19 protein-coding genes and 2 tRNA genes are annotated in these 23871 nt (G+C 72.5%); 14 read left to right on the top strand and 7 right to left on the bottom strand.

The window, feature by feature from the left end; translation table 11 throughout:
- Nucleotides 1-62 precede the first annotated feature (62 nt).
- The 3 genes from ACFVTR_RS18145 to ACFVTR_RS18135 all read left to right on the top strand — a co-directional run bounded on the left by ACFVTR_RS18145 (nucleotide 63) and on the right by ACFVTR_RS18135 (nucleotide 2248).
- Entirely contained in the window at nucleotides 63-1913 is a 1851-nt protein-coding gene (locus ACFVTR_RS18145; protein ID WP_387039599.1) for a glycoside hydrolase family 13 protein, read from the top strand.
- A gap of 150 nt (nucleotides 1914-2063) precedes the next feature.
- Nucleotides 2064-2135: transfer RNA gene (locus ACFVTR_RS18140), tRNA-Thr, on the top strand.
- A 36-nt stretch (nucleotides 2136-2171) separates the two neighbouring features.
- A tRNA-Met gene (locus tag ACFVTR_RS18135) sits at nucleotides 2172-2248 on the top strand.
- A 100-nt stretch (nucleotides 2249-2348) separates the two neighbouring features.
- On the opposite strand, the gene ACFVTR_RS18130 is transcribed toward ACFVTR_RS18135, so the two are convergent.
- From ACFVTR_RS18130 to ACFVTR_RS18105, 6 genes are all read right to left on the bottom strand, one after another.
- Nucleotides 2349-4277: an endonuclease/exonuclease/phosphatase family protein gene (locus tag ACFVTR_RS18130; protein ID WP_387039597.1), complete on the bottom strand. Its 1929-nt coding sequence runs from the start codon at nucleotides 4275-4277 to the stop codon at nucleotides 2349-2351.
- Between the two features lie 276 nt (nucleotides 4278-4553).
- Nucleotides 4554-5039: a hypothetical protein gene (locus tag ACFVTR_RS18125; protein ID WP_387039595.1), complete on the bottom strand. Its 486-nt coding sequence runs from the start codon at nucleotides 5037-5039 to the stop codon at nucleotides 4554-4556.
- 46 nt (nucleotides 5040-5085) lie between these two features.
- Nucleotides 5086-6210 (bottom strand): LacI family DNA-binding transcriptional regulator, encoded by a 1125-nt coding sequence (locus ACFVTR_RS18120; RefSeq protein ID WP_387039594.1) that lies wholly within the window; start codon nucleotides 6208-6210, stop codon nucleotides 5086-5088.
- Nucleotides 6207-7265 carry a DUF2804 domain-containing protein gene (locus tag ACFVTR_RS18115; protein ID WP_387039592.1) on the bottom strand — a complete coding sequence of 353 codons (1059 nt, stop codon included), beginning with the start codon at nucleotides 7263-7265 and terminating at the stop codon, nucleotides 6207-6209. The genes ACFVTR_RS18120 and ACFVTR_RS18115 overlap by 4 nt, the downstream gene beginning before the upstream one ends.
- 24 nt (nucleotides 7266-7289) lie before the next feature.
- Nucleotides 7290-9119 (bottom strand): glycoside hydrolase family 2 protein, encoded by a 1830-nt coding sequence (locus ACFVTR_RS18110; RefSeq protein WP_387039590.1) that lies wholly within the window; start codon nucleotides 9117-9119, stop codon nucleotides 7290-7292.
- Nucleotides 9116-10480, bottom strand: a complete 1365-nt coding sequence (locus ACFVTR_RS18105; RefSeq protein WP_387039588.1) for an MFS transporter — start codon at nucleotides 10478-10480, stop codon at nucleotides 9116-9118. Before ACFVTR_RS18105 ends, ACFVTR_RS18110 begins: the two co-directional genes overlap by 4 nt.
- Nucleotides 10481-10595: 115 nt before the next feature.
- On the opposite strand from ACFVTR_RS18105, the gene ACFVTR_RS18100 reads away from it, so the two are divergent.
- The 4 genes from ACFVTR_RS18100 to ACFVTR_RS18085 all read left to right on the top strand — a co-directional run bounded on the left by ACFVTR_RS18100 (nucleotide 10596) and on the right by ACFVTR_RS18085 (nucleotide 14054).
- Nucleotides 10596-10964 carry a hypothetical protein gene (locus tag ACFVTR_RS18100; protein WP_387039586.1) on the top strand — a complete coding sequence of 123 codons (369 nt, stop codon included), beginning with the start codon at nucleotides 10596-10598 and terminating at the stop codon, nucleotides 10962-10964.
- Nucleotides 10965-11059: 95 nt separating this feature from the next.
- On the top strand, nucleotides 11060-11608 hold the full coding sequence (locus ACFVTR_RS18095; RefSeq protein ID WP_387039584.1) for a hypothetical protein: 549 nt from the start codon (nucleotides 11060-11062) through the stop codon (nucleotides 11606-11608).
- Nucleotides 11609-11697: 89 nt separating this feature from the next.
- On the top strand, nucleotides 11698-13626 hold the full coding sequence (locus ACFVTR_RS18090; RefSeq protein ID WP_387039583.1) for a DEAD/DEAH box helicase: 1929 nt from the start codon (nucleotides 11698-11700) through the stop codon (nucleotides 13624-13626).
- Nucleotides 13623-14054 (top strand): DUF2809 domain-containing protein, encoded by a 432-nt coding sequence (locus ACFVTR_RS18085; RefSeq protein WP_387039582.1) that lies wholly within the window; start codon nucleotides 13623-13625, stop codon nucleotides 14052-14054. The genes ACFVTR_RS18090 and ACFVTR_RS18085 overlap by 4 nt, the downstream gene beginning before the upstream one ends.
- A gap of 39 nt (nucleotides 14055-14093) precedes the next feature.
- On the opposite strand, the gene ACFVTR_RS18080 is transcribed toward ACFVTR_RS18085, so the two are convergent.
- A complete protein-coding gene (locus ACFVTR_RS18080) occupies nucleotides 14094-15161 on the bottom strand; it encodes an alpha/beta hydrolase (RefSeq protein WP_387039580.1) in 1068 nt (355 codons plus the stop codon).
- Between the two features lie 177 nt (nucleotides 15162-15338).
- On the opposite strand from ACFVTR_RS18080, the gene msuE reads away from it, so the two are divergent.
- The 7 genes from msuE (at nucleotide 15339) to ACFVTR_RS18045 (ending at nucleotide 23870) form a co-directional block, all read left to right on the top strand.
- On the top strand, nucleotides 15339-15932 hold the full coding sequence (gene msuE / locus ACFVTR_RS18075) for an FMN reductase (protein WP_387039579.1): 594 nt from the start codon (nucleotides 15339-15341) through the stop codon (nucleotides 15930-15932).
- Nucleotides 15933-16048: 116 nt separating this feature from the next.
- Nucleotides 16049-17503, top strand: coding sequence for an NtaA/DmoA family FMN-dependent monooxygenase (locus ACFVTR_RS18070; protein ID WP_387039577.1), 1455 nt, complete (start codon nucleotides 16049-16051; stop codon nucleotides 17501-17503).
- A gap of 66 nt (nucleotides 17504-17569) precedes the next feature.
- Complete coding sequence (locus ACFVTR_RS18065) at nucleotides 17570-19204, top strand: TIGR04028 family ABC transporter substrate-binding protein (protein WP_387039575.1); 1635 nt, start codon at nucleotides 17570-17572, stop codon at nucleotides 19202-19204.
- Between the two features lie 85 nt (nucleotides 19205-19289).
- Nucleotides 19290-20228, top strand: a complete 939-nt coding sequence (locus ACFVTR_RS18060; RefSeq protein ID WP_387039573.1) for an ABC transporter permease — start codon at nucleotides 19290-19292, stop codon at nucleotides 20226-20228.
- A complete protein-coding gene (locus ACFVTR_RS18055; protein WP_387039571.1) occupies nucleotides 20225-21088 on the top strand; it encodes an ABC transporter permease in 864 nt (287 codons plus the stop codon). Before ACFVTR_RS18060 ends, ACFVTR_RS18055 begins: the two co-directional genes overlap by 4 nt.
- Nucleotides 21085-22854: a dipeptide ABC transporter ATP-binding protein gene (locus ACFVTR_RS18050; protein WP_387039570.1), complete on the top strand. Its 1770-nt coding sequence runs from the start codon at nucleotides 21085-21087 to the stop codon at nucleotides 22852-22854. The genes ACFVTR_RS18055 and ACFVTR_RS18050 overlap by 4 nt, the downstream gene beginning before the upstream one ends.
- A complete protein-coding gene (locus ACFVTR_RS18045; RefSeq protein ID WP_387039568.1) occupies nucleotides 22851-23870 on the top strand; it encodes a putative FMN-dependent luciferase-like monooxygenase in 1020 nt (339 codons plus the stop codon). Before ACFVTR_RS18050 ends, ACFVTR_RS18045 begins: the two co-directional genes overlap by 4 nt.
- Nucleotide 23871 lies beyond the last annotated feature (1 nt).

The raw sequence follows: 23871 nt of genomic DNA, 5'->3' as shown, positions 1-23871 counted from the left end.
TGCATCAGCGCCGTGACGCGCCAGCGCGCCGCGGTGTCACCGCCCCACGAGAGGATGACCCCATGCTGACCCCCCACCACGACGGATCGCCCCTACACGTCTCGACGCAGAGCCCCGCCCTCGGCGAGACCGTGCGCGTGCGGCTGCGGGTGCCCGAGGCCTTCGGCCCCCTCGCCTGGGTCGGCACGCGCTCGAACCCGAATCGCGAGCCGCGCTTCGACGAGGCGGTGCGCGTGGCGACGGGGGAGGGCGGCTGGAGCTGGTGGGAGGCGCGCGTCGAGGTCGAGAACCCCGTGCACGGCTACCGATGGCTGCTCGTCGGCGTCGACGGACGGCAGCACTGGCTGAACCAGGTGGGGCTCTCTGGCATCGAGACGCGCGACCGCGACGACTTCAAGCTCGTCGCGCACGAGCCGGTGCCCGAGTGGGTCTCGGGCAGCGTGCTGTACCAGGTGTTCCCCGACCGCTTCGCGCGCTCGGCGGCGGCCGACGAGCGCGAGACGCCCGAGTGGGCGATCCCGGCGCAGTGGGGCGATGCGCTCGACCCCGTGCCGCCCGGGTGTTCGGCACAGTTCTTCGGGGGCGACCTCGACGGGGTGCGCGAGAATCTCGACCACCTGTCGGGTCTCGGCGTCAACCTGCTGTACCTCACGCCGGTGTTCCCGGCGCGGTCGAACCACCGCTACGACGCGTCGACCTTCGACCACGTCGACGAGCTGCTCGGTGGCGACGACGCGCTGGTGCGACTCGTCGAGGCGGCGCACGCCCGTGGCATCCGCGTCATCGGCGACCTGACCTCGAACCACTCGGGCGACGCGCACGAGTGGTTCCGCACCGCGCAGGCCGACCCGGCGTCGGCCGAGCGCGACTTCTACTACTTCGACGACGCGGCGCCCAACGGGTACGAGTCGTGGCTCGGCGTGCCGAGCCTGCCGAAGTTCGATTGGTCGTCGCAGGAGCTGCGCCGCCGCTTCGTGGACGGCCCCGACTCGATCGTCGCGAAGTACCTGCGGGCACCCTTCGGGCTCGACGGTTGGCGCATCGACGTCGCGAACATGACGGGCCGCCTCGGCGGCGTCGACCTGAACGCCGAGGTGCGCCGCGCGATCCGCCGCACGATGCTCGCGGTGAACCCCGACACGATCCTGCTCGGCGAATCGACGAACGACGGCGCCGGAGACTTCCAGGGCGACGCGTGGCACGGGGCGATGAGCTACACCCCCTTCACCCGCCCGCTCTGGAGCTGGCTGCAGGCGCCCGGCAGCCCCGCCGCCGGCGGCATCGGCTTCGCGCTCGCGCAGGTGCCCGTGTTCACCGGCCGCCAGTTCGTCGACGCGCACCTGCGCTTCGCCGCGGGCTACCCGTGGCGCACCCGCCTCGGCGGCATGAACGCCCTCGACACGCACGACACCCCGCGCTTCGCGACGAACGCGCGCCCCGGCACCGTGCCGGTCGGCTTCGGTCTCGCCGTGACGATGCCCGGCATCCCCGTGGTGTGGGCCGGCGACGAGTTCGGCCTCACCGGCGAGGACGGCGAGGCCTCGCGCACGCCGATGCCCTGGGGCACCGAACAGGATGCCTCGGTCGCGCCCGTGCTCGATGCGTACCGCCGGCTCGTCGAGCTGCGGCGCTCGCACGAGGTGCTCGCGACCGGCGGCATCCGCTGGCTCGCGGTCACCGACGAGCTCGTCGCGTTCGTGCGGGAGTCGGAGGAGGAATCGGTGCTCGTCGTGGCCGCACGCTCGGCGGCGGCGGTCGAACTGCCCGTCGCGCTCGGCGAGCCGCTCGTCGCGTTCGGAGAGGGGCGGCTCGAGGCATCCGATGCGCCGTCGGCCGGCGTTGTGACCGCGATCGCCGACGGGCCCGCGTTCGGGGCGTGGCTGCTGCCCGGCGTCACCGCACCGGCGTGGTGACGCGTCGAGGCGTCGTGCTCGGCAGGTCCGTGCTCCGCGGTTCCATGCTCTCGTCGGGCCGATGACGGCGCGTGCCGGCGTGCTCGCGGCGGTGGTACGAAGCACCCTCTGAGAGGTGATATCCTCGTACGGTTGCCGAATGCGGCACACGCCCCGATAGCTCAGTGGTAGAGCACTTCCATGGTAAGGAAGGGGTCGTCAGTTCAATCCTGACTCGGGGCTCTGGTTCTCGGCCGAAGCATCGGCCGGTAGCCTCGCGGCGGGGTAGCTCAGGTGGTTAGAGCACACGGCTCATAATCGTGGTGTCGCGGGTTCGAGTCCCGCCCTCGCTACCAGAAGCCCGGAACGAAAGTTCCGGGCTTTTTGTGTTTCTGCAGGGCAGCGCGAGACGCCGGCATGGAGGTCATCCCATGCCGGCGTCTCGACTTCGGCGGCCTACTCGGCCTGGTTGCGGCGGCGACGCCGCGCGACCATCAGTACGACGCCGAGGCCCAGCAGGACGGCGCCCCCGATCGCAAAGGGGATGACGTCGGCGCCGGTGCTGGCGAGGCTGCCCGACTCCGAGCCCGCGCCGGATTCAGCGCCGGGGTCGGTGTCGCCCTCACCGGGCGTGCCGTTCAAGTCGCCGGGGGTCTCACCGCCGCCGTCGGCTGCGGCGGTCACGGTGAGTGCCGCAGAGGCCTCGGCGCCGTCGGCACCGATCACGACCAGCGTGTGCGCTCCCGGCGCGGTGTCGGCGGGAATCGTCATCGTGGAGCGGAACGCACCGGCCTCGTCGGCCGTCGCCGTGCCGAGCACCACCGGGGTCGAGTGCAGTTCGACGCGCAGCTCGGCCGCCGGCCCGAAGCCGCTGCCCGAGACGTCGACCGTCGCGCCCGCGGCCACGGAGCCAGCGCCGAGCTCGATGGCCGGCGTCGCCGGTTCCGGCGTGCCGCAGCCCTCGTCGCAGATGCGGAACTCGGCGAGCACCGCTTTGTGGTCGCTCGGCCACACCGCGTCGGGCGTGAGGATCTCGTCGGCGCTGTCGTCGACGACCCGCTCGTTGCGCACGATGCTCGACTGCGGGCCGACGACCGCCGCATCGTCGATCGCGAGGCGCTCGTCGGGGGTCGCGAAGATGTAGTCGATGCGGTCGCGCTCATCGGCCTCCGGCGCCCAGGTCAGCGACGACGTCGGGAAGCGCTCGTTGTCGGACGGCCACGTGATGCCGGGGTTCGCGACCGGGTCGGGGTGCACCTCGCGGTATGCGTCGACGAGGCCGCCGTCGAGCAGGGTCTGCGTCGTCTGCCACGGGATCACGACCCCGTTGTGGTCCTGGAGGTCGGCCGTCGCCGCGGTCCAGTCCTGCGCCGACGGCTCGTTGAAGTCGCCGCCCACGATCGCGATCCGGCCTGCCTCGCGCTCGGCCGCGATGTCGTCGACGAGCGCGGCCGCGGTCGCCGGCCGCCCCGACTGGAGGTTGGCGGCGAGGATCTGCTCCACATCGGTCACCGGGGCATCCAGCTTGTTCCAGGTGTTCCAGCCGGCCGGCCAGTCGCCGTGGATCTCGCCGCCGTAGCCGCGCGGCAGATAGGTCGTGTACCAGCGGTACTCCAGGTGGCCGCCGTAGACGACGACCTCGGTGCCGTTGACGTCGATCACGGCCTTCGTCCACCAGCGGTCGATCGTGTCGCTCGAGACGATCGGGTAGCGCGACACGATGCCGGTGTCGGTCGCGATGAGGTGCTCGTAGCCGAGCAGTTCGGCGACCTGCGCGGGCGCCTGCCCGACCTCGGGCATGAACGTGACGTCGGCATCGGTCTCGCGGATGATGTCCGCGATCTCCTGCGCGCCGTTCGGAATCTGCGTGCCGCCGTGCCAGACGTTGAACGCGAGCACGTCGAGCTCGCTCACCCCGTCGACCTCGGGCTTCGGCTCGGCCGGGGGCGTCGTCGGCTCGGTCGGAGCTCCGGTCACGGTGAGGTCGATCGGACCCGCGAGCACGCCGTAGCCGTCGTCTTCGAGCAGGTAGACGTCGTAGTCGCCCGCGCCCATGGTCGCGGTGTTGTGCGTCCAGCCGTCGCGTGCGGACGGCCCCCACGAGACCGCGCCGCTCGGCTCGGGCACGTAGCGCCAGTCGAGCGAGGCCGGCCCGCCGGGCATCACGCCGTCGCGGTAGATGCCGATCCAGTTGTCGTCGTGCACGGCCTCGCCCGCGTCGAAGGTGATCTCGACCGTCTCGTCGGCGGCGATGGTCGTCACGTCGAGGCTCAGCGAGGCCCCGGCCGCGTGCGCCGGCGGCACGTACAGGAAGGCGGTGAGTGCGACACCGGCGCCGACGAGCGAGATGAGCGCTCGTCTCGCCGGCAGGGAGGCGGAAGCCATGCAGCTGGTCCTTTCAGGGTGGGTCTGACGGGACGCAACCGTAGGAGCGCGACATAGCGGGCGCGTGGCCGGGAGATGAACGGGGCCCGAGGCCGTCGTTCGCGCCGCGATCACGGCTGGGTGCCGGAGCATTCGCGGTGACGGCAGCGACCACCCGCATTCGCCCGCAGTTTTCAGGACGAGCGGTCCGACAGGCCGCTCACCGGCCCCTGTCTTCCGGCTCGTCCTGAATACTGCGGCCGCTTGCGGCGCCGTCGCTTCTGAAGGCGCAGCGATTCAGCCCGCCGAGGGCACCTCGCGTGCGGCAAGCTCCTCACGCACGGGCAGCACCTCGCGCGCTGTCACGACGACGAGTGCGACGAGGAGCGCCAGCACCGTGACATCCGCCGCGATGTAGGCGTAGTGCGCCCAGTCGGTGCCGGGCGCCTCGGCGCCCGCGATGACGAGGTCGCTGCGCCGGTTGAGCACCGGGCGGATGACGGCGATCTCGACGAGGTAGACGAGCCAGATCGAGACGAGGAGGACGAGCGGCGCGCGCCCGGCGCGCGGTCGGCGGAGGCTCACGAGGGTGAGCACCGCGAGCGCGACGCCCGTCAGCACGTTGAGCGCGGTGAAGACGAGGCGGCCGATGCCGAGCCCGAGCGGGATGGTGATGCCCGGCGCCTGGAACTTCAGCGGCGCCTCGAGGAACGAGATCGCGACGATCGCTCCGATGAGGAACGCGGGCAGCAGCAGGCGGAGGGCGAGCGTCGCGCGGGGCATCTTTCTACACTACGTCGAAGAGCTGATCCATCGGGCCGGATGCTCGCTACGGCGCCGACTCGCGCACGACGAGCCGGTACGGCGCCTGTTCGACGCGCGGCGGCGAGTGCGGGTCGTCGACGAGGCGCAGCAGGGATGCCACGGCGAGCCGTGCGAGCTCGGTGAGATCGGGGGCGACGCTCGTGAGCGACGGTGCGGTGAACGCCGACTCGGGGGAGTCGTCCCAGCCGACCACCGAGACCTCGCGGGGAACCTCGACCCCCGCTTCACGGAAGGCGCGCAGCGCACCGATCGCGAGCAGGTCGTTCGCGCAGACGAGCCCGTCGAGGCCGTCGAGCGGGTCCGAGCCGCTGCGGCCGTCAGCGAGCAGCGCCCGCACCCGGGCGTACCCCTCCTCGCGCGAGTAGTCGCCGTCGGGCGACGCCGGGTCCCAGGGGGACACCTCGAGGACGTGCTGCGGCTTCGCCTCGAGCCCCGCCGCGCGCAGCGCAGATCGGAAGCCCTCGAGCCGGAGGTCGGCGGCCGCGGCGCCGATCGAGGCATCCGGAACCGTGCCGAGGAAGCCGAGCGTGCGGCGGCCCGACGCGATCAGGTGGGCCGCGGCATCCCGTGACGAGGTGACGCTGTCGACGACGACGCGATCGACGCGGGCGGCGCGGATGCGCTCGCCGAGGACGACGAGCGGCGTGCGCCCGCGCGCGGCGACGAGCCCCGCGTCGTCGAGCGACATGGGGCTCAGCAGGATGCCGTCGGTGAGGAGGGTCTGGAATCCGGCGGCCGCGCGCAGTTCGCGTTCGGGATCGCCGTGCGTCTCGTCGACCACGACGTCGTAGCCGACCCGCTCGGCCGCGCCGACGACCGCGTGCGCGAGCTGGGCGAAGTACGGCAGCGAGAGGAACGGCACCGAGAGGGTGATCAAGTTACTGCGCCCTGCCCGCAGCTGGCGCGCGGCGAGCTGCGGCCGGTAGCCGAGTTCGGCGATCGCGGCCTCGACCCGCTCGCGCGTCGGCCCGCTGACGGGTACCCGCCCGTTGATGACGTTCGACACGGTGCGGTAGGAGACCCCGGCGATCGCCGCGACATCCCGCAGCGTCGGGCCGGCTGAACGGTGGCCCGGACGGCCCGGATGGCCGGGGCGGCCCGCGCGGCCCGCCTCGTCCGGCCCGGTCACCAGCGGTTCCTGACGTCCTCGGCCCAGCCGAGCAGGCCGGTGATCTCGACGCGCTCGCCGCCGGCGTCGACCCAGCCCGAGTAGTGCCCGAAGCACTGGTGCCCGTGCGAGCCGAACACGACGAGCTCGGTCGCGCTCACCCGATCCCAGAACGGCTCGAACCGCAGCTCGACGTGCTCGCCATGGATGCGCCACGGTGCGAGCCAGTCGTCGACGTCGTACTCCCAGTCGAGCTCGTCGCCGATCTTGTGCAGCCGGCCGTCGACGACGACGGCGTTCTCGGTCGAGCCGGTGCCGTCGGTCCACTTGCCGCCGAGCTGCAGGCCGATCGTACGGCCGTCGACGCGGCCCGAGGCGGCGCCCCAGTTCCAGACCATCTTGTAGGGCCAGCGTCCGCGGCCGTGGTCGAGCACCGCCCAGCTCTCACCCTCGGGCAGCTCGATGCGCTCGACCGGACGGTCGCCGTCGCCGCCGACCTCGAGCCACCCGCTCGCGGGGCGCGCGACATCCTTCATCGTGTACTGGAACCGACGGTCCGACCAGGGCACGACGACGCCGAGGCTCTCGTGCCCGGCGGGGCGGTGCGCATCGATCTCGAGGCGCACGCCCTGCGCGCTGCCGCGGAGCCGGGTGGCCGTGCCGTCGGGCCACGACGAGGAGACCGGGCCGTCGAGCTCCTCGATGTCGATCTGGATGGACGACGTGCGGGCCCGCGCCGGCCCGTCGCCGAGCGAGGCGGGCAGGGTCGCGCTCGAGCCGAGCGGCGAGATCGCCGAACGGTCGATCGTCGAGCCGTCGCGGCGGTCGTGCACGAGGATCGCGTGCACCGCCGCGTAGTCGATCGACGACACGGTCAGCGCGATGAGGTGGGTCGGCGTCGTGATCGCCCAGTACTCCCAGCGCTTGTTGCGGCCCCACACGCGGCGGCCGTCGATGCCCGAGGTGTCGTGCAGCGGCGTGCGGGTCCAGCCGACGGCGTCGCGGTTCAGGCGGCCGTCGGGCCCGCAGAGGGCGACGGGGGCGGTGAGCTCGCGCTCGACGATGGTGCGGGCCATGGGGTTCCGTTCTCGGGTCGGGTTTCAGCGGGCGGGGCGGGTGGGCGGCGACGACGGGGATGCCGCGGCCGACGTCGTGACCGCGGCGAACTCGGCGAACAACTCGCCGATGACGTCGCGCACCCGGTCGGCGTCGACCTTCACGACGGTGCGGTCGGCGGTGAGCAGGCCGTTGAGCTCGTCCTCGACGTCGGACAGCTGCGTGTACACGATGCCGGAGAGACCCGCCGCGATCGCGGGCAGCACCTCGTCGCGGTGGAGCTCGACGAATCCCGCGGTGAGTGCGTCGATGCTGCCGTACCGCCGATAGCCGAACTCGCGCGGCCCGAATTCGTGACCCGGCAGGCGCAGACTGTAGCCGCCGTACTCCGAGACGACGACGGCGCGCCCGTCACGGCCCCAGCGACGCCCGGGCTGCAGCTTCCGGAAGTACACGTGCAGGCTCTGGAGGTCGCCGCCGCGCTGGTCATGCCATCCGCTCGCGTGGTCGACGACCCGATCGGGGTCGATGGCCCGCACCCGGTCGACGGCCGCGAGTGCATCGAACTGCCCCCAGCCCTCGTTGAACGGCACCCACACGACGACGCTCGGCGAGTTCTTCAGCAGCCGCACCGTCGCCTCGAGTTCGGCGGTGAACTCGGCCCGCCCCGCGGCATCCTGCCGGCCGAAGCGTCGGTATCGGTGGTCGCTGAGCCGCAACGGCAGCTTCACCGGCAGCGTGATGACGGCCGGGTCGTAGCGGCGGCCGCCGTTCACCATGTCCTGCCAGACGAGGAGCCCGAGCCGGTCGCAGTGGTGGTACCAGCGCAGCGGCTCGATCTTGATGTGCTTGCGCACCGCGTTGAAGCCGAGCGCCTTCATGGAGACGAGGTCGTGCACCATCGCCTCGTCGGACGGCGGTGTGTAGAGGCCCTCGGGCCAGTAGCCCTGGTCGAGCACCGCCGCGTGGAACACCGGTTCGCCGTTGAGCATGAGCCGCGGGCGGCCGAACGCATCGGGCGCGACGCCGACCGAGCGCATGCCGACGTAGCTCTGCAGGAGGTCGTCGCCGAGGCGCACCTCGAGGTCGTGGAGGAACGGGTCGTCGGGGCTCCAGCGGCGTGCGCCGGGCACCGGGATCGTGAGCGGGCGCCCCGCCGGGCCCTCGGCCCGGGCGAGCTCCTGACCGTCGGCGCGAACGACGACGGTCGCGACGGGCGGCTCGCCCGCGGCGACGCCCTGGGGCTCGGATGCCTCGACGACGACCTCGATCGTCTCGTCGTCGAGCCTCGGGCGCAGCTCGAGCTGTCGCACGTGGAGCGCGGGCACCGACTCCATCCAGACGGTCTGCCAGATGCCCGACTGCGCGGTGTACCAGATGCCGCCCCGCTTCAGCGACTGCTTGCCGCGCGAGTGGTACGAGGTGTCGCTCGGGTCGACGACGTCGACGGTCAGCTCGTGCGCCTCACCGTCGGCGAGCGCCTCGGTCACGTCGATCGAGAACGGCAGGTAGCCGCCCTCGTGCGCGCCGAGCTCGACGCCGTCGATGAAGACGCGGCAGCGCTGGTCGACGGCGCCGAAGTGCAGCAGCACCCGGTCGACGAGGAAACCGTCGGGCAGCCGGACGGTGCGCCGGTACCAGAGGTGCTCGCCGGGCTGGAGCTGCCGCCCCACGCCCGACAGCTCGGCCTCGGGGGAGAAGGGCACGAGGATGCGGCCGTCCCAGCTGCTCGGCGGCCGGTCGTCGGCGGTGAACGCGTGGTCCCACCAGCCGTTGAGGTTCAGGTGGCTGTCGCGGACGAGCTGCGGTCGCGGGTACTCGGGCAGGATCGCGTCGGGATCGAGGGCCTCGGCCCAGGGGGTGCGGCGGCTCACGCGCGCGGCTCCTCGGACGCGGCGGCGGCGACGGCGGCCGCGGCGGTGCGCCGCAGCACGCGCGTGCGGAACGCGGCCAGCACCGGCACGGCGACGAGCACGAGCGCGGCGACGGGGAAGATCTCGGGGCCGGGCACGGGGTGCTCGCGCCCGAGTTCGACGTAGCTGTGCGCGGCGCCCGAGATGACGGCGGCGCCGATCGCGGGGCCGATCACCATCGGCAGCATCACCGCCGAGATCATGCGGGCGCCCTGCACGCCGCCCGCCCGGTCGGCGGGCGTCTGGTCGCGGGTCATCGCGGAGACCGCGGCGATGGAGGCCATCATGCCCGCCATCATGAACGTCGCCGCGACGACCACCCAGGCGAAGTCGCGCACGAAGGTCATCGCGACGAGGCCGGCGACGAAGACCCCGACCGCGGGGAGCAGGAAGCGCTCCTTGCCGACGCGATCCATCACGCGCCCGCCGACGACGCTGAGCGCCGAGGCGAGGACGAGCACGATGCCGAGGGCGATCGCCGAGGCCTCGAGCGCGAGCGAGTAGCGCAGGTAGATGAGCACGAAGGGGATGAACACCTGCGAGCTGATGCCGATGACGCACCAGATCGCGAGGGTGAGGAAGAGCGCAGGCTCGCGTCGGATGGTCGCGGGGCGGAGGCCGTCGACGACCGCGCGCAGCACGCGCTGCTCACGGGGAGCGACGCCGCGGTCGCGGACGAGGAACCAGGCGGCGACGCCGGCGGCGGCGGTGACGCCGCCGACGAGGGCGAAGAAGGCGGGCCACTGGCCGGCCTGGGTCATCGGGTCGAGCAGCACGAACACGAGCAGCATCGCCACGAGCGGCATCGTCGCGAGCCAGCCGTCGACCCGGCCGCGATTCGCGGGCACCGTCGAATCGGTGACCCAGGCGGCGAAGGCCGCGTCGTTCGCGCCCGAGCCGACGAAGCTCATGACGCAGTCGAGCGCGATGATGGCGACGACCGCCCCGATGAGCACGGGGGCGGCCTCGGCCGCGGCGTCCGGCGCGCCGACGAGGCCGAAGGCCGCGGTGACCGCGCCCCACGCGAGGTAGCCGCCCGCGATGAGCTCGCGACGGCGACCGAGCCGGTCGGACCAGGCGCCCACGATGAGCGTCGCGACCGTCGCCGCGATCGCGCTCGCCGCGACCATCCACGCGATGACGCCGGGGTCGGTCGAGACCGTCTCGTAGACGAACAGGTTGAGGTACATGTTCTCGATCACCCAGGCGAGCTGACCGACGAGGCCGATGAGGATGACCGCGGCCCAGGTTCGGGGGCCGAGTGCGGGGGCGTCCGCTGCGGCGGCGGTCGGGATGCCACGGGGTCGGGTTCGGGTCGTCATGTCCTCGGCTCTCTACGATTTCAACGTTGAAACCAGTGGGAAGACTAACAGGGCGCGAGCCTCGGCGGCACCCGGGATCCTGTCGCCGCCGTGACCGCCCCGCTAGTGTGGCCGGATGAGCGACCCGCACGCCGCCTCACCGGCCGCCCCGCACCCAGCACCGCAGGCCGCCCCGGCCCGCGTCGACGCGATCGGCATCGTCGCCTTCGTCCTGGCCATCGTGCTCGTCGTCTTCGACCTCGTCGGCGTGATCATCACGGCCTCCGCCCTGAGATCGAGCGACATCGGGGCCATCGCGACCTCGTCGCTCGTGGTCTCGGCGATCATGGTGGTGCTCGCGCTCACGGCGATCGCGGTGGGCATCACCGCCTGTCTGCGCGGCGGTCCGACGCGCGTCTACGGTGCGATCGGCACGACAGCCGGGGCGATGGTGCTCCTGGCCGAGTTCGGCACCCTGCTCTACTCGCTCATCGTCTCGGGCTGACCTCGCGGCCGACTCGTCGGGATGCGCACGGCGGCCTCGGCATCTATCCTCGAATGCGGCCCCCGAACGCGGGCCGCCGAGGAATCGAGGTCGAGGTGAGCGACGGAACGGGCGAGCAGCCCAACCCCACGCGCCCCCGCGGCCGCCGCGCCGCCCCGCCTGCGGTCCCCGCCGGGCCGCTCGCCACGGCGACCGCCCTCCTCGCGGCCGTGGTCGATGCCCTCGCGCGCCGATCGGCGCCCGCCGTCGCCGCGGTCACCTCCTGGGCATCCGCTCACCGCGCCGTGTCGCTCACCGGCGCGGCCGCGCTCCTCTCGATCGGGATCATCGCCGGCGGAGCCGCGGTCATCCAGGCCGGGAGCGCCGGCGCACCCGACGCCGAGGCCTCCTCGGAGCTCCAGACGCCCCGGCCGACCCCGAGCGCCCCGGCGAACTCGCAGGCGTTCCCGCCGGTGCTGCCGACGTCGACCCCCGCACCCACCGAGCCCACGGCGGTCCCGATCGAACCGACCGACGAACCCGTCGCCGACGAACCCGACGAGCCGGTCGACGAACCCGTCGTCGAGCCCCAACCCGAACCCGACCCCAGTACCGACGACGACCACCCCGGCCGCGGGCAGGGGCCGAAGAAGCCCAAGGGCTGACGGCGACCACGGGCCGCGCAGACCGCCGTCCCGGCGGCACCCCGCGGCATCCACCGGGCCTTTCACAGCACCGGGGACTACCCTGAAGCGTGACTTCTGAAGAACTTCCCGCCCCGGCCGCGGCTCCCGAGGAGCCCGCCGCGACGACATTCGCAGACCTCGGTCTCGACGGGGCGGTGCTCAAGGCCCTGGACGACGTCGGCTACGAGACCCCTTCCGCGATCCAGGCGGCGACCATCCCCACCCTGCTCGAGGGACGCGACGTCGTCGGCCTCGCCCAGACCGGCACCGGCAAGACCGCCGCGTTCGCGCTGCCCATCCTCGCCCGCCTCGACCTCTCGCAGAAGACGCCGCAGGCGCTCGTGCTCGCCCCCACCCGCGAACTCGCCCTGCAGGTGTGCGAGGCGTTCGAGAAGTACGCCGCGCATCTGAAGGGCGTGCACATCCTCCCCGTCTACGGCGGGCAGGGCTACGGCGTGCAGCTCTCGGCGCTGCGCCGCGGCGTGCACATCGTCGTCGGCACGCCCGGCCGCATCATGGACCACCTCGACAAGGGCACCCTCGACCTCTCGGAGCTCAAATACCTCGTGCTCGACGAGGCCGACGAGATGCTCAAGATGGGCTTCGCCGAAGACGTCGAGACGATCCTCGCCGACACCCCCGACGACAAGCAGGTCGCCCTGTTCTCGGCGACCATGCCGGCCGCGATCCGCCGCATGTCGAAGCAGTACCTGCACGACCCCGAAGAGATCACCGTCAAGACGAAGACGCAGACCTCGGCGAACATCACGCAGCGTTCGCTGATCGTCGCGTACTCGCAGAAGGTCGACGCGCTCACCCGCATCCTCGAGGTCGAGAACTTCGAGGGCATGATCATCTTCGTCCGCACGAAGAACGTCACCGAAGAGCTCGCCGAGAAGCTGCGCGCCCGCGGATACGCGGCCGCCGCGATCAACGGCGACGTCGCCCAGGCCCAGCGCGAGCGCACCGTCGAGCAGCTGAAGAGCGGCAAGCTCGACATCCTGGTCGCCACGGATGTCGCGGCCCGCGGCCTCGACGTCGAGCGCATCTCGCACGTCGTCAACTTCGACATCCCCACCGACCCCGAGCCGTACGTGCACCGCATCGGCCGCACCGGCCGCGCCGGCCGCACGGGCGACGCGATCAGCTTCGTCACTCCGCGCGAGCGCAGCCTCCTCGCCCGCATCGAGAAGACGACGAAGCAGCCGATGACCCCGATGTCGCTGCCGAGCGTCGACGACGTCAACGTGACCCGGCTCGCCCGCTTCGACGACCGCATCACCGCTGCGCTCGAGCAGAACGAGCGCATCGAGGGCTTCCGCGACATCATCGCCCACTACCTGCGCCACCACGACGTGCCCGAGGTCGACGTGGCCGCAGCGCTCGCCGTGGTCGCCCAGGGCGAGTCGCCGCTGCTGCTCGAGCCCGAGCCCGAGCGGCCCGCGCGCTTCGATCGCGAGCGCCGCGACGACCGCGGGCGCGACCGCGACGACCGCGGACGCGGCGGCGACCGGTACGACCGCGACGACCGCCCCGCGCGCCGCCCGCGCGGCAGCGGCGTGCCGATGGCGACCTACCGCATCGCGGTCGGCCGACGCCACCGGGTCGAACCGCGCCAGATCGTCGGCGCGCTCGCGAACGAGGGCGGGCTGAACCGCGACGACTTCGGCGCGATCCAGATCAAGCCCGAGTTCTCGCTCGTCGAGCTGCCGGCCGACCTGCCCCGCGAGACGCTCGAGCGCCTCGACGGCACCCGTATCTCGGGTCGACTCATCGAGCTGCGACCCGACCGGGGCGCGCCGCGCCGTGGCGATCGCGACGGGCGCGGCGGCGGTGGGCGTTACCAGCGCGACGACCGTCCCCGCCGTGACGACCGGTACGACCGGCCGCGTCGCGACGACCGCGACGACCGGCCGCGCGACGACGACCGTGCCGCCGACTCGGGCGATGACCGCCCGGCGCGCAAGCCCCGCCACAAGGGTCCGCGCGACGAGTGAGTCGCGCGGCGGGTGACCGGCGCACGCGACTGGCGTTCGCCGCGACCGCTGCGGTCGTGCTGCTCGTGGGCCTCGGCCTGCAGCTGTTCGACCGCACGGTCGTGATCGACCTCGCCGGCAGCGCGCTCTACGCCTGCCTCGTCGGGCTCGTGATCGCGATCGTGCGGCCGAGCCTGCCGGCGTGGGCCGTCGCGGTCGCCGGGTTCGGGGTCTCGGCGGCGGTCGAGCTGCTGCAGCTCACCGGTCTCCCGTCGCGGATCGTCGATGCCGTGCCGCCGCTGCGGCTCGTCTTCGGCAGCTCGTTCGACCCGCTCGACCTCGTCGGCTACGTGCTCGGGGCGGTGCTGCTGCTCGGGCTCGTGCCGCTCGCGCACGCCGTGGCGGGTCGGGCGGCCGTCGCTGCCGGTTCTACCGGCTCCGGCTCCTGAGTTGCGCGTTCGTGGCGCGTCGTCAGCCGGCACTCCGCCTCAGCGAGCGACATCGGCGAGGAACACGAGCGTCTCGTCGAGGGCGAACTGCGCCTCGCCGAGGTCGAGGTGGAACTGGTACTCGTGCGGCAGCGCCGGTTCGTGGGCGGCCGGCCAGAAGAGCTCGGTGACCTCCACCCCCTGCTCGACGAGCCGGTCGCGCATCGGCAGCGACTGGATCCAGGTGAGCGCGTCGCCGTTGCCGCCCGAGATGTACGTCGGCGGGAACTCGGCGGTGACGTAGTCGATGGTCGACATCGTCGAACCGGGCGACTCCTGCGACCAGTCGCGGGTGCCGGTGTACGCCCAGAGCGCCGCCTTCAGCCCCCACGAGCCGATGCCGGTGAGCTCCGACATCGCGTCGAGGTCGTAGACGCCGCAGTTCAGCACCACGCCGGCGAGTTGATCGGCGTCGAGTGCCGGGTCGATGGCCATGAGCTCCGCGTAGCGGGGGTTGGTGCTGAGCGTCGCGAGCTGGCTCGCGAGCTGCGCGCCCGCCGAGTCGCCAGCGGGCACGATCCGGTCGCGATCGATGCGGAGGTCGTCGGCGCGTGCGTCGAGCTCGAGCAGCGCGTCGTTGAGCTGGTGCACCGCGGTGGGGTAGGTCGACTCGGGGCCGAGCCCGTAGTTCAGCCCCACCGTCGTGTAGCCCTCGCCCGCGAGGATCCGCAGATACGGGTCGACGTCGGTCGACGAGCCCGAGATCCAGGCGCCGCCGTGCACCCAGATGACCGTCGGCAGCGGCTCGTCGCCGCCGTCGGCGGGGGAGAACACGTCGTAGCGCATGTCGGCGTCGGGGTCGCCGCCGACGTGCTCGTCGAGGAGCGCGTTCAGCGGGGTGTCGGGCACGTGCCGCTGCATCTCGGCCGCGGTCTCGGCCCCGCCGCGCTCGAACAGCCCGCGGATCGCGAGGGCCGACGGCCACGGGGTGAGCGTCAGCACCCACGCGATGAGCGCCACGACGACCGTGACCGTCGTGACCACGCCGATGAAGCGGCGCTGCGCGCGGCTCAGCCAGAGTTCGCTGCCCCACGACGGCAGGGCGTTGCGGTCCTTCTTCGACGACACACGATCTCCTCGAGCGTTGGGGTTCGGCGCCATCCTGTCGGAGATCGGGGTGCGAGCACGCCCGGCGCACCGCGCCCGCATGACCTCGTGTGACCGGGCGTTCCGCCGCGTGACGGCCGGTTCCGTCGTGTGACCCGCGCGGTCGCGGCATCCTCGGGCCCTGCCTAGCGTCGAGGCATGTCGCACCACGTCTCGCTCGTCGCCGTCTCGGGCAGCCTGCACAGCCCGTCCAAGACCACCGTGCTCGTCCGCGAGATCCTCGAGGAGTTCGCGGTCGCGCTCGCTGCGCAGCCCGGCGTCGAGGTCGAGACCCACCTCATCGAGCTCGGCGAGATCGGGCGCGAGTTCAGCGGTGCGCTGCGGCGCGACGAGCTGAGCCCGACCGCGGAGGCGGCGATCCGCCGGATCGAGTCGGCCACGCTGCTCATCGTCGCGAGCCCCGTCTACCGGGCGAGCTTCACCGGGCTCTTCAAGCACGTGTTCGACTTCGTCGGGCAGTACTCGCTCATCGACAAGCCGGTGCTGCTCGCCGCGACGGGAGGCAGCGACCGGCACGCGCTCATCATCGAGCACCAGTTCCGCCCGTTGTTCTCGTTCTTCCAGGCGCTGACCCTGCCGATCGGGGTGTACGCGAGCGACGGCGACTTCGTCGACTACCGGATCGCGTCGCCGCAGCTCCGCGAGCGCATCGCGCAGGCGGTGCAGCGCGGCGCCCCCGTGGTGCGGGGAACGCTGCCCGACCGGGTGTCGGAGTACGTCGCGACCTGGTGAGCACCCCCGTCATGTGACGCCCGCAGTCCCCGTGTGACACCCGGTTCCCCCGTGTGACGGGTGGGCTCGCGGCATCCGATCGCCCTCCCTAGCGTCGGTCTCCGGGAGGTCGAAACATGACACGACTCATCATCGGCGCAATGGTCAGGGCGATCGGCGCCTACCCCTCGGGCTGGCGGTATCCGGGGGCGCATCGAGATCCGCGGGGGGATGCCGCGGTGCTGCGCCGCACGGCCGAGGTCGCCGAGCAGGCGCGCCTCGACTACCTGTTCTTCGGCGACTGGCTCGCGACGGGGCACGACCTCGAGTTCCGCGATCCGTACCTCGTGGCCCGCATCGACCCGTTGTCGGCGGTCACGTACCTCGCGGGCGTCACCGAGCGGATCGGCCTCATCGCGACGGCGAACACGAGCTACTCCGACCCGTTCACGCTGGCCAGGGCGACCGCCTCGGTCGACCTCCTGAGCGGCGGTCGCGCAGGGCTCAACCTCGTGACCGGCGCCGAACCGCGGGCGGCCGGCAACCACGGGCGCGACTTCCACGCCGCCAACGAGACCCGCTACGACCGCGCGGTCGAGTTCGAGCACGTGCTGCGCCGCCTCTGGGACTCCTTCGAGGACGATGCGATCGTCGCGGATGCCGCGGCGGGCGTCTTCATAGACCCGACGAAGCTGCACGCCACCGACTTCAACGGCCAGCACCTGAGCGTGACCGGGCCGCTGAACGTCGCACGGCCGGTGCAGGGGCACCTGCCGATCGTGCACGCCGGCACCTCGCCGCGCTCGCGCCTGTTCGCCGCGCAGAACGCCGACCTCGCACTCGTCGCGGTGAGCGACCTCGACCACGCCGTGCAGGTGCGCGAGGAGCTGCGGGCGCTGGCCTTCGAATCGGGTCGCGACGACCGCACGCTGAAGGTCATCGCGCCCGTGCTGCCGATCGTGGGGGAGACCCGCGAGCACGCGCAATCCATCGCCGACGAGCTCAGCGAGCTCGTGCAGATCGCCGAGGACTGGCCCGATGGGCCGCCTGCGGCGTTCCCCGCGAACCGTTCGCTGGCCCAGCTCTCGACGCTCCTGGGGGTGGATGTCTCGGGGCTGTCTCCCGATCGTGCGGTCACCCCGGCGATCGTCGCCGAGTTCAGCGCGCCCGGCCAGGAGCTCGTCGAGATCGTCGCCGAGCGCACGGGCCGCAACCCCTCGGGCGATCGGCCGCCGACCCTCCGCCACCTCGTCGTGGCCGCCTCGGTGAACGCGTCGATGATCGTCGGCACCGCCGAGGACATCGCGACCGAGTTCGAGGCGTGGGGCGACGCGGGGGCCGTCGACGGCTTCAACGTGCTCTCCGCGATCCAGCCCACGCAGTTCGAGGCGTTCGCCCTCGGGGTCGTTCCCGAGCTGCAGCGGCGGGGGGCGTTCCCGACCGAGTACGAGGGCGAGACGCTGCGCGACCACCTCGGCCTGGCCCGCCCCGAGAACGTGCACGTGACGCCGGGTGACGCCCCGTTGCCGCCGGTTTCCCGCGGTGACGGCCGGCGTCGAGGGGTGGTTGAGACGAGCGCGGGGCATCCGTAGCTTCGACGATCACACCCCGCACCCAGGGGCGAAACCCCGCTTCCGAACCGAAGGAACCCACAGCACATGTCCACGAAGAACACGCGACTGATCGCCGCCGGCGTCGCCGCGCTCGCCGCGACCGGCCTGCTGGCCGCCTGCGCCGGGCAGGGCGCGCCGGGCACGGCCGACGCGGCCGGCGACCCGGTCACGGGCGGCACGCTCACCTACCTCGAGCACCAGCCCCACACGACGCTCTACCCGCCGCAGGCCGGCTTCTACCCGAACGGCGGCATCGTGAACAACATCACGGCGCGCCTCACCTGGCAGGACCCCGAGACCCTCGAGATCGAGCCGTGGGTCGCGACCGAGTGGTCGGTCAACGAGGATGCCACGGAGTACACCTTCGAGCTCCGCGACGACGTCACCTTCTCGGACGGCACGCCGCTCGACGCCGCCGCCGTCGCGAAGAACTTCGACACCTACGGACTCGGCGACGAGGCGCTCGGCCTCACCGTCTCGGAGGCGATCAACAACTACGCCGCGAGCGAGGTGGTCGACGCCGACACGGTGACCTTCACCTTCTCGGCGCCCGCACCCGGGTTCCTGCAGGCGACCTCGACGATCAACTCGGGGCTCGTCTCGCCCGAGACCCTCGACCGCAAGCTCGAGGACTGGGGCGCGGGCTCGTCGACCGAGATCGTCGGCTCGGGGCCCTTCGTCGTCACCGAGGAGGAGATCGGCACCTCGCTGCACCTCGAGGCCCGTGAGGACTACGACTGGGCGCCGCCCTCGTTCGAGCACCAGGGCCGGGCGTACCTCGACGCCATCGACCTCATCGTCACCCCCGAGGACAGCGTGCGCATCGGCTCGCTGCTCGCGGGTCAGGCCGACGTCATCCGCTACGTGCAGGCCTTCGACGAGGCCCAGGTCGCGGACGCCGGCTTCGAGATCGTCGCCGCCCCCACCCGGGGCGTCAACAACTCGCTCGGGCTGCGGTTCACCAACCCGCTGCTGAGCGATCTGCGCGTGCGCCAGGCGCTCGTGCACGGCGTCGACGCCCAAGAGGTCGTCGACACGATCTTCACCGAGAACTACCCGGTCGCGACCTCGCAGCTCGCCGCGACGGCGAAGGGCTACACCGACCAGTCGGCGGCGCTCGCCTTCGACCCCGAGCTCTCGGAGCAGCTGCTCGACGAGGCCGGCTGGACGCCCGGCGCCGACGGAATCCGCGAGAAGGACGGCGCGCGGCTCTCGCTCACCGTCTACGAGGCCAAGCCGCAGCCGCTCTCGAAGCAGACGCTCGAACTCGTGAGCCAGCAGCTCGCGAAGATCGGCGTCGAACTCAACGTGAAGGCGGCCGACGCGGGCAGCTACGCCGAGGACATCCTCGACCCGCTGAAGACCCCGCTGTACCACTCGATGGTCGGACGCGCCGACAACGACGTGATCAAGAGCCAGTACTTCACGAAGAACCGCAACACCCTGCTCTCCGACGACGCGAAGCTCGACGAGCTGCTCCTGGCCGTGGCATCCGAGCCCGACCCCGCGAAGCGCGACGAGGCGTCGGCCGCAGTGCAGGACTACCTCACCGAGCAGGCGTACGTGATCCCGCTCTTCGAGGAGCCGCAGGTCTACGGCGCCGCGCCGTACGTGCACGGCTTCACCACCGAGGCGGTCGCCCGTCCGCTGTTCTACGACACCTGGGTCGCGAAGCAGTAGCGAAGCACTCGGCGGTCGGGCGGCCCCCACGAAGGCCGCTCGACCGCCGCGGCCCCTCACGCGAACAGAACGGAAGGAGAGAACGATGGCCTACCTCGCACGACGCTCAGGTCAGGCGCTCCTCGTGCTCGCGATCGCGTTCACGGCGACGTTCGTGCTGCTGCAGGCGCTGCCGGGCGACGCGATCCTGATCAAGTTCGAGAGCCCCGAGCTCGGCCTCTCGCCCGAGCAGATCGCCGAGATCCGCCAGAGCTACGGCGCCGACGTGCCGGTCTGGCAGCAGTACCTGCACACCGTCGCCGGCTTCCTCGCGGGCGACTTCGGCACCTCGGTGCAGTACGGCACCCCGGTGCACGAGCTCCTCGGCTCGGCGCTGCCAGAGACGCTCGTGCTCGCCGGACTCGGGTTCCTCGTCGCGGTCGTGATCGCCGTCGCCCTGGCCTTCCTCTCGACGCTCGCGCCGTTCGGGTGGCTGCGGCAGGCGCTGCGCTCGCTGCCGGGCGTGTTCGTCTCGGTGCCGGTGTTCTGGCTCGGCATCGTGCTCATCCAGGTGTTCTCGTTCCAGCTCCGGCTCGTGCCGGTCATCGGCGCCGACCCCGTGCAGGCGCTCATCCTGCCGGTGCTGACGCTCGCCATCCCGATCTCGGCGCCGCTCGCGCAGATCCTCGCCCGGGCGATCGACGAGGTGCAGCTGTCGCCGTTCGTCGCGGTCGTGCGGGCGAAGGGCGCGAGCCCGGCTCGCGTGCTCTGGCTCGACGTCGCCCGCAACGCCACCCTGCCGACGATCACCATCGCGGGCGTGCTCATCGGCGAACTCATCGGCGGCGCGGTCGTCACCGAGACGGTCTTCGGGCGGGCGGGCATCGGCCGGCTCACCGAGCAGGCCGTCGCCAATCAGGATGTCGCGGTGCTGCAGGCGATCGTCATCCTCGCCGCACTGGTGTTCGTCCTCGTGAACCTCGTCGTGGACCTCGTGTACCCGGTGCTCGATCCGCGGCTCAAGCGGAAGGCGGTGGCGGCATGAGCGTCGACGTGCTCGAGCGGCCGGGGTCGGCGAGCGCCGTCCGGGCTGCAGACGGAATCCGGCGGCTCCGTGGCATCCGGCCCGGTCTCGTGCTCGCCTGGGCGGTGATCGCCCTCGCGATCGCGTGGGCCCTCGTGCCGTGGCTGTTCACCGGGCAGGACCCGCTTGCGGGGGTGCCCGCCGACAAGCTGCAGGCGCCGAGCGCCGCGCACCTCTTCGGCACCGACGCGATCGGCCGCGACCTGTTCACCCGGGTCGTGTACGGCGCGGTGCACTCGCTGTCGGGCGCATTCGTCGCCGTCACCGTCGGCCTCGTCGGCGGCACCCTGCTCGGCGTGCTCGCGGGCTCGCTCGGCGGCGCCGTCGACGCGGTCGTCATGCGGCTCGTCGACGTGCTGCTCGCGATCCCCGGGCTGCTGCTCGCGCTCAGCATCATCATCCTGCTCGGCTTCGGCACCGTGAACGCCGCGATCGCCGTCGGAGTCGGCTCCATCGCCGCCTTCGCCCGACTCTCGCGCTCGGAGGTCGTGCGGGTGCGGCAGGCCGACTACGTCGAAGCCGCGATCGGTTCGGGGGCGCGGCTGCACACCGTGCTGTTCCGGCACGTGCTGCCGAACTCGCTCACCTCGGTCGTCGGGCTCGCAGCGCTGCAGTTCGGCACCGCGATCCTCGCGATCTCGACGCTCGGGTTCCTCGGGTACGGCGCTCCGCCGCCGACGCCCGAGTGGGGCCTGCTCATCGCCGAGGGGCGCAACTACGTCGCGACCTCGTGGTGGCTGACCGTGCTGCCCGGCCTCGTCGTCGTCGCCGTCGTGCTCAGCGCCAACCGCATCAGCCACGCCCTCGGGAGGACCCGATGACCGCGAACGCCGCAACGCCCCTGCTCGCCATCGAGCACCTCGACGTCGCCTACGGCGGGCGCGACGGACTCCGCCGCGTCGTGCACGACGTCTCGTTCGAGGTCGCGCCCGGCGAGGTCGTCGCCCTCGTCGGCGAGTCGGGCTCGGGCAAGACGACCACCTCGAGCGCCGTGCTCGGGCTGCTGCCCGGCGGCGGCCGGATCGAGGGCGGCGCGATCCGCCTCTCGGGCACCGACCTCGCAGGCTGGAGCGACCGCCGCCTCGAGTCGGTGCGCGGCGCCCGTATCGGCTACATCCCGCAGGATCCGGTCTCGTCGCTCAACCCCGTGCGGCCGATCGGCGTGCAGCTCGCCGACACCTTCCGCATCCACGGCCGGGGCGACCGCCGGAGCATCCGTGGCCGCGTGCTCGAACTGCTCGACCGCGTCGGCCTCGACGACCCGGCGCTGCGGGCCAAGCAGTACCCGCACGAGCTGTCGGGCGGCATGCGCCAGCGGGTGCTGATCGCGAACGCGGTGGCGCTCGAGCCCGAGCTCGTGATCGCCGACGAGCCGACGAGCGCGCTCGACGTCACCGTGCAGCGGCGCATCCTCGACCTCATCGACGAACTGCGCCGCGAGCGCGGCACGGCCGTGCTGCTCGTCACCCACGACCTCGGCGTCGCCGCCGAGCGGGCCGAGCGCGTCGTCGTCATGCAGCACGGCAGAGTCGTCGAGCAGGGCGGCACCGAGCAGCTCATCGACGCCCCCGTCGAGGCGTACACGCGCCGGTTGCTGGCGGATGCCCCGGGGCTCGCCGAGCATCCGTTCCGCCACCCCCGCCCGCCGCTGTACCTGCGCGACCCCGGGGTTGCCGCGGCCGAGAACCCGTTCGTGCTCGAGGCATCCGGGCTCGTGAAGGAGTTCTCGCTCGGCCGGGGGCGCGCGCCGTTCCGCGCGGTCGACGACGTCTCGTTCCAGGTGCTGCGCGGCACGACGCACGCGATCGTGGGGGAGTCGGGGTCGGGCAAGACGACGACGGCGCGCATCATCGCGCGGTTCGTCGAACCCGACGCCGGCACGGTCTCGCTCGGCGCACGCGGCGGCGGGGCCTCACTCGAGGTGACCGCGCTCGCGGGCGCCGCGAAGCGGGACTTCCGCCGACGGGTGCAGCTCGTCTACCAGAACCCGTTCGCCTCGCTCGACCCGCGGCAGACCGTCGCCGAGATCATCGCCGAGCCGCTGCGGAACTTCGGCATCGGCGACCGGCGCAGCCGGGCCGAGACGGCACGCGACCTCATCGAGCGGGTCGCGCTGCCCGCCGACGTCGCCGGCCGGCGGCCCGCCGAGCTCTCGGGCGGGCAGCGTCAGCGAGTGGCGATCGCACGCGCGCTCGCACCCGAACCCGAGCTCGTCATCCTCGACGAGGCCGTCTCGGCGCTCGACGTGACCGTGCAGGCGCGCATCCTCGAACTCCTCGAACGCCTCCAGGAGGAGCTCGGGCTCAGCTACCTGTTCATCTCGCACGACCTCGCCGTCGTCGCCCGCATCAGCCACTCGGTCTCGGTGATGCGGCGTGGCCGCGTCGTCGAGCAGGGGGCGACCGAGCAGGTGTTCGACGCGCCGCAGCACGAGTACACGCGCGAACTCCTCGCCGCGGTGCCCCGTCGGGCGGTGCGGTTCGACGCAGCCGACTCCGCCGCCGACCACGACGGCCGCACCGCGCCCGACGCGCTCGACTCGACCGACGTCTCACTCGCCGTCTCCTCAGGAAAGGCCCTCGCATGACCCGCATCGGATTCTTCACCCGCCTGCTCGACGACGCCGGTCCCGCCGAGCGCTTCCGCATCGCGACCGAGCAGATCGTCGCCGCGGAACGCCACGGCTTCGACTCGGCCTGGGTCGCGCAGCACCACTTCCACGCCGCGGAGGGCGGGCTGCCGTCGCCGTTCGTGTTCCTCGCGAACGTCGCCGCGCAGACCTCGCGCATCCGGCTCGGCACGGGGGTCGTGACGCTGCCCCTCGAAGACCCGGTGCGGGTCGCCGAGGATGCGGTCGTGCTCGACCTCGTCTCGGGCGGCCGTGCTGAACTGGGCCTCGGATCGGGCTCGACGCCCGCCTCGTTCCTCGCCTTCGGCGAGCGCTCGGAGGACCGGGGTCGCATCTTCGGCGAGAAGATCGACGCACTCGTCGCGGCGCTCGCAGGAGGAGCGCTCGGCGACGACGCGAACCGGCTGCAGCCGCCCGGCCGCGACCTGCTGGGCCGCGTCTGGCAGGCGACGTTCTCACCCTCCGGCGGCACGCGCGCCGGTCGCGCCGGTCACGGACTGATGCTCTCTCGCACCCAGCCACGACCGTCGGATGCCCCCCGCGCGAGCCTGTCGGACGTGCAGCAGCCGGTCGTCGACGCCTACCTCGAGGCGCTGCCGCACGGCGTGCCGCCGCGGATCCTCGCGTCGCGCACGCTCTTCGTCGCCGACTCGCGCGAGGAGGCCCGCCGCTACGCCGAGATCGGGCTGCGTCGCGCCGCGGTCGGGTTCACGCGCATGGGGCAGCCGCCCGCCGGCGACACGCTCGACGAGCTCATCGCGGCGTACGACACGCACGTCGGCACCGTCGACGAGGTGATCGAGTCGCTCTCGCGCGACGCGGTCGCCGCGCAGGCGAGCGAGGTCGCGTTCCAGGTGCACTCGGTCGACCCGCCGCACGAGCTCGTGCTGCGGTCGATCGAGCTCATCGCCCGCGAGGTCGCGCCGGCGCTCGGATGGGGTGCGACCGCACCCGCACCTGCGCTCGCCCGCTGAG

The sequence above is a fragment of the Agromyces sp. NPDC058126 genome (assembly GCF_042884595.1).
Classification (GTDB): Bacteria; Actinomycetota; Actinomycetes; order Actinomycetales; family Microbacteriaceae; genus Agromyces.
This window is presented reverse-complemented; position numbering and strand designations above follow the sequence as displayed.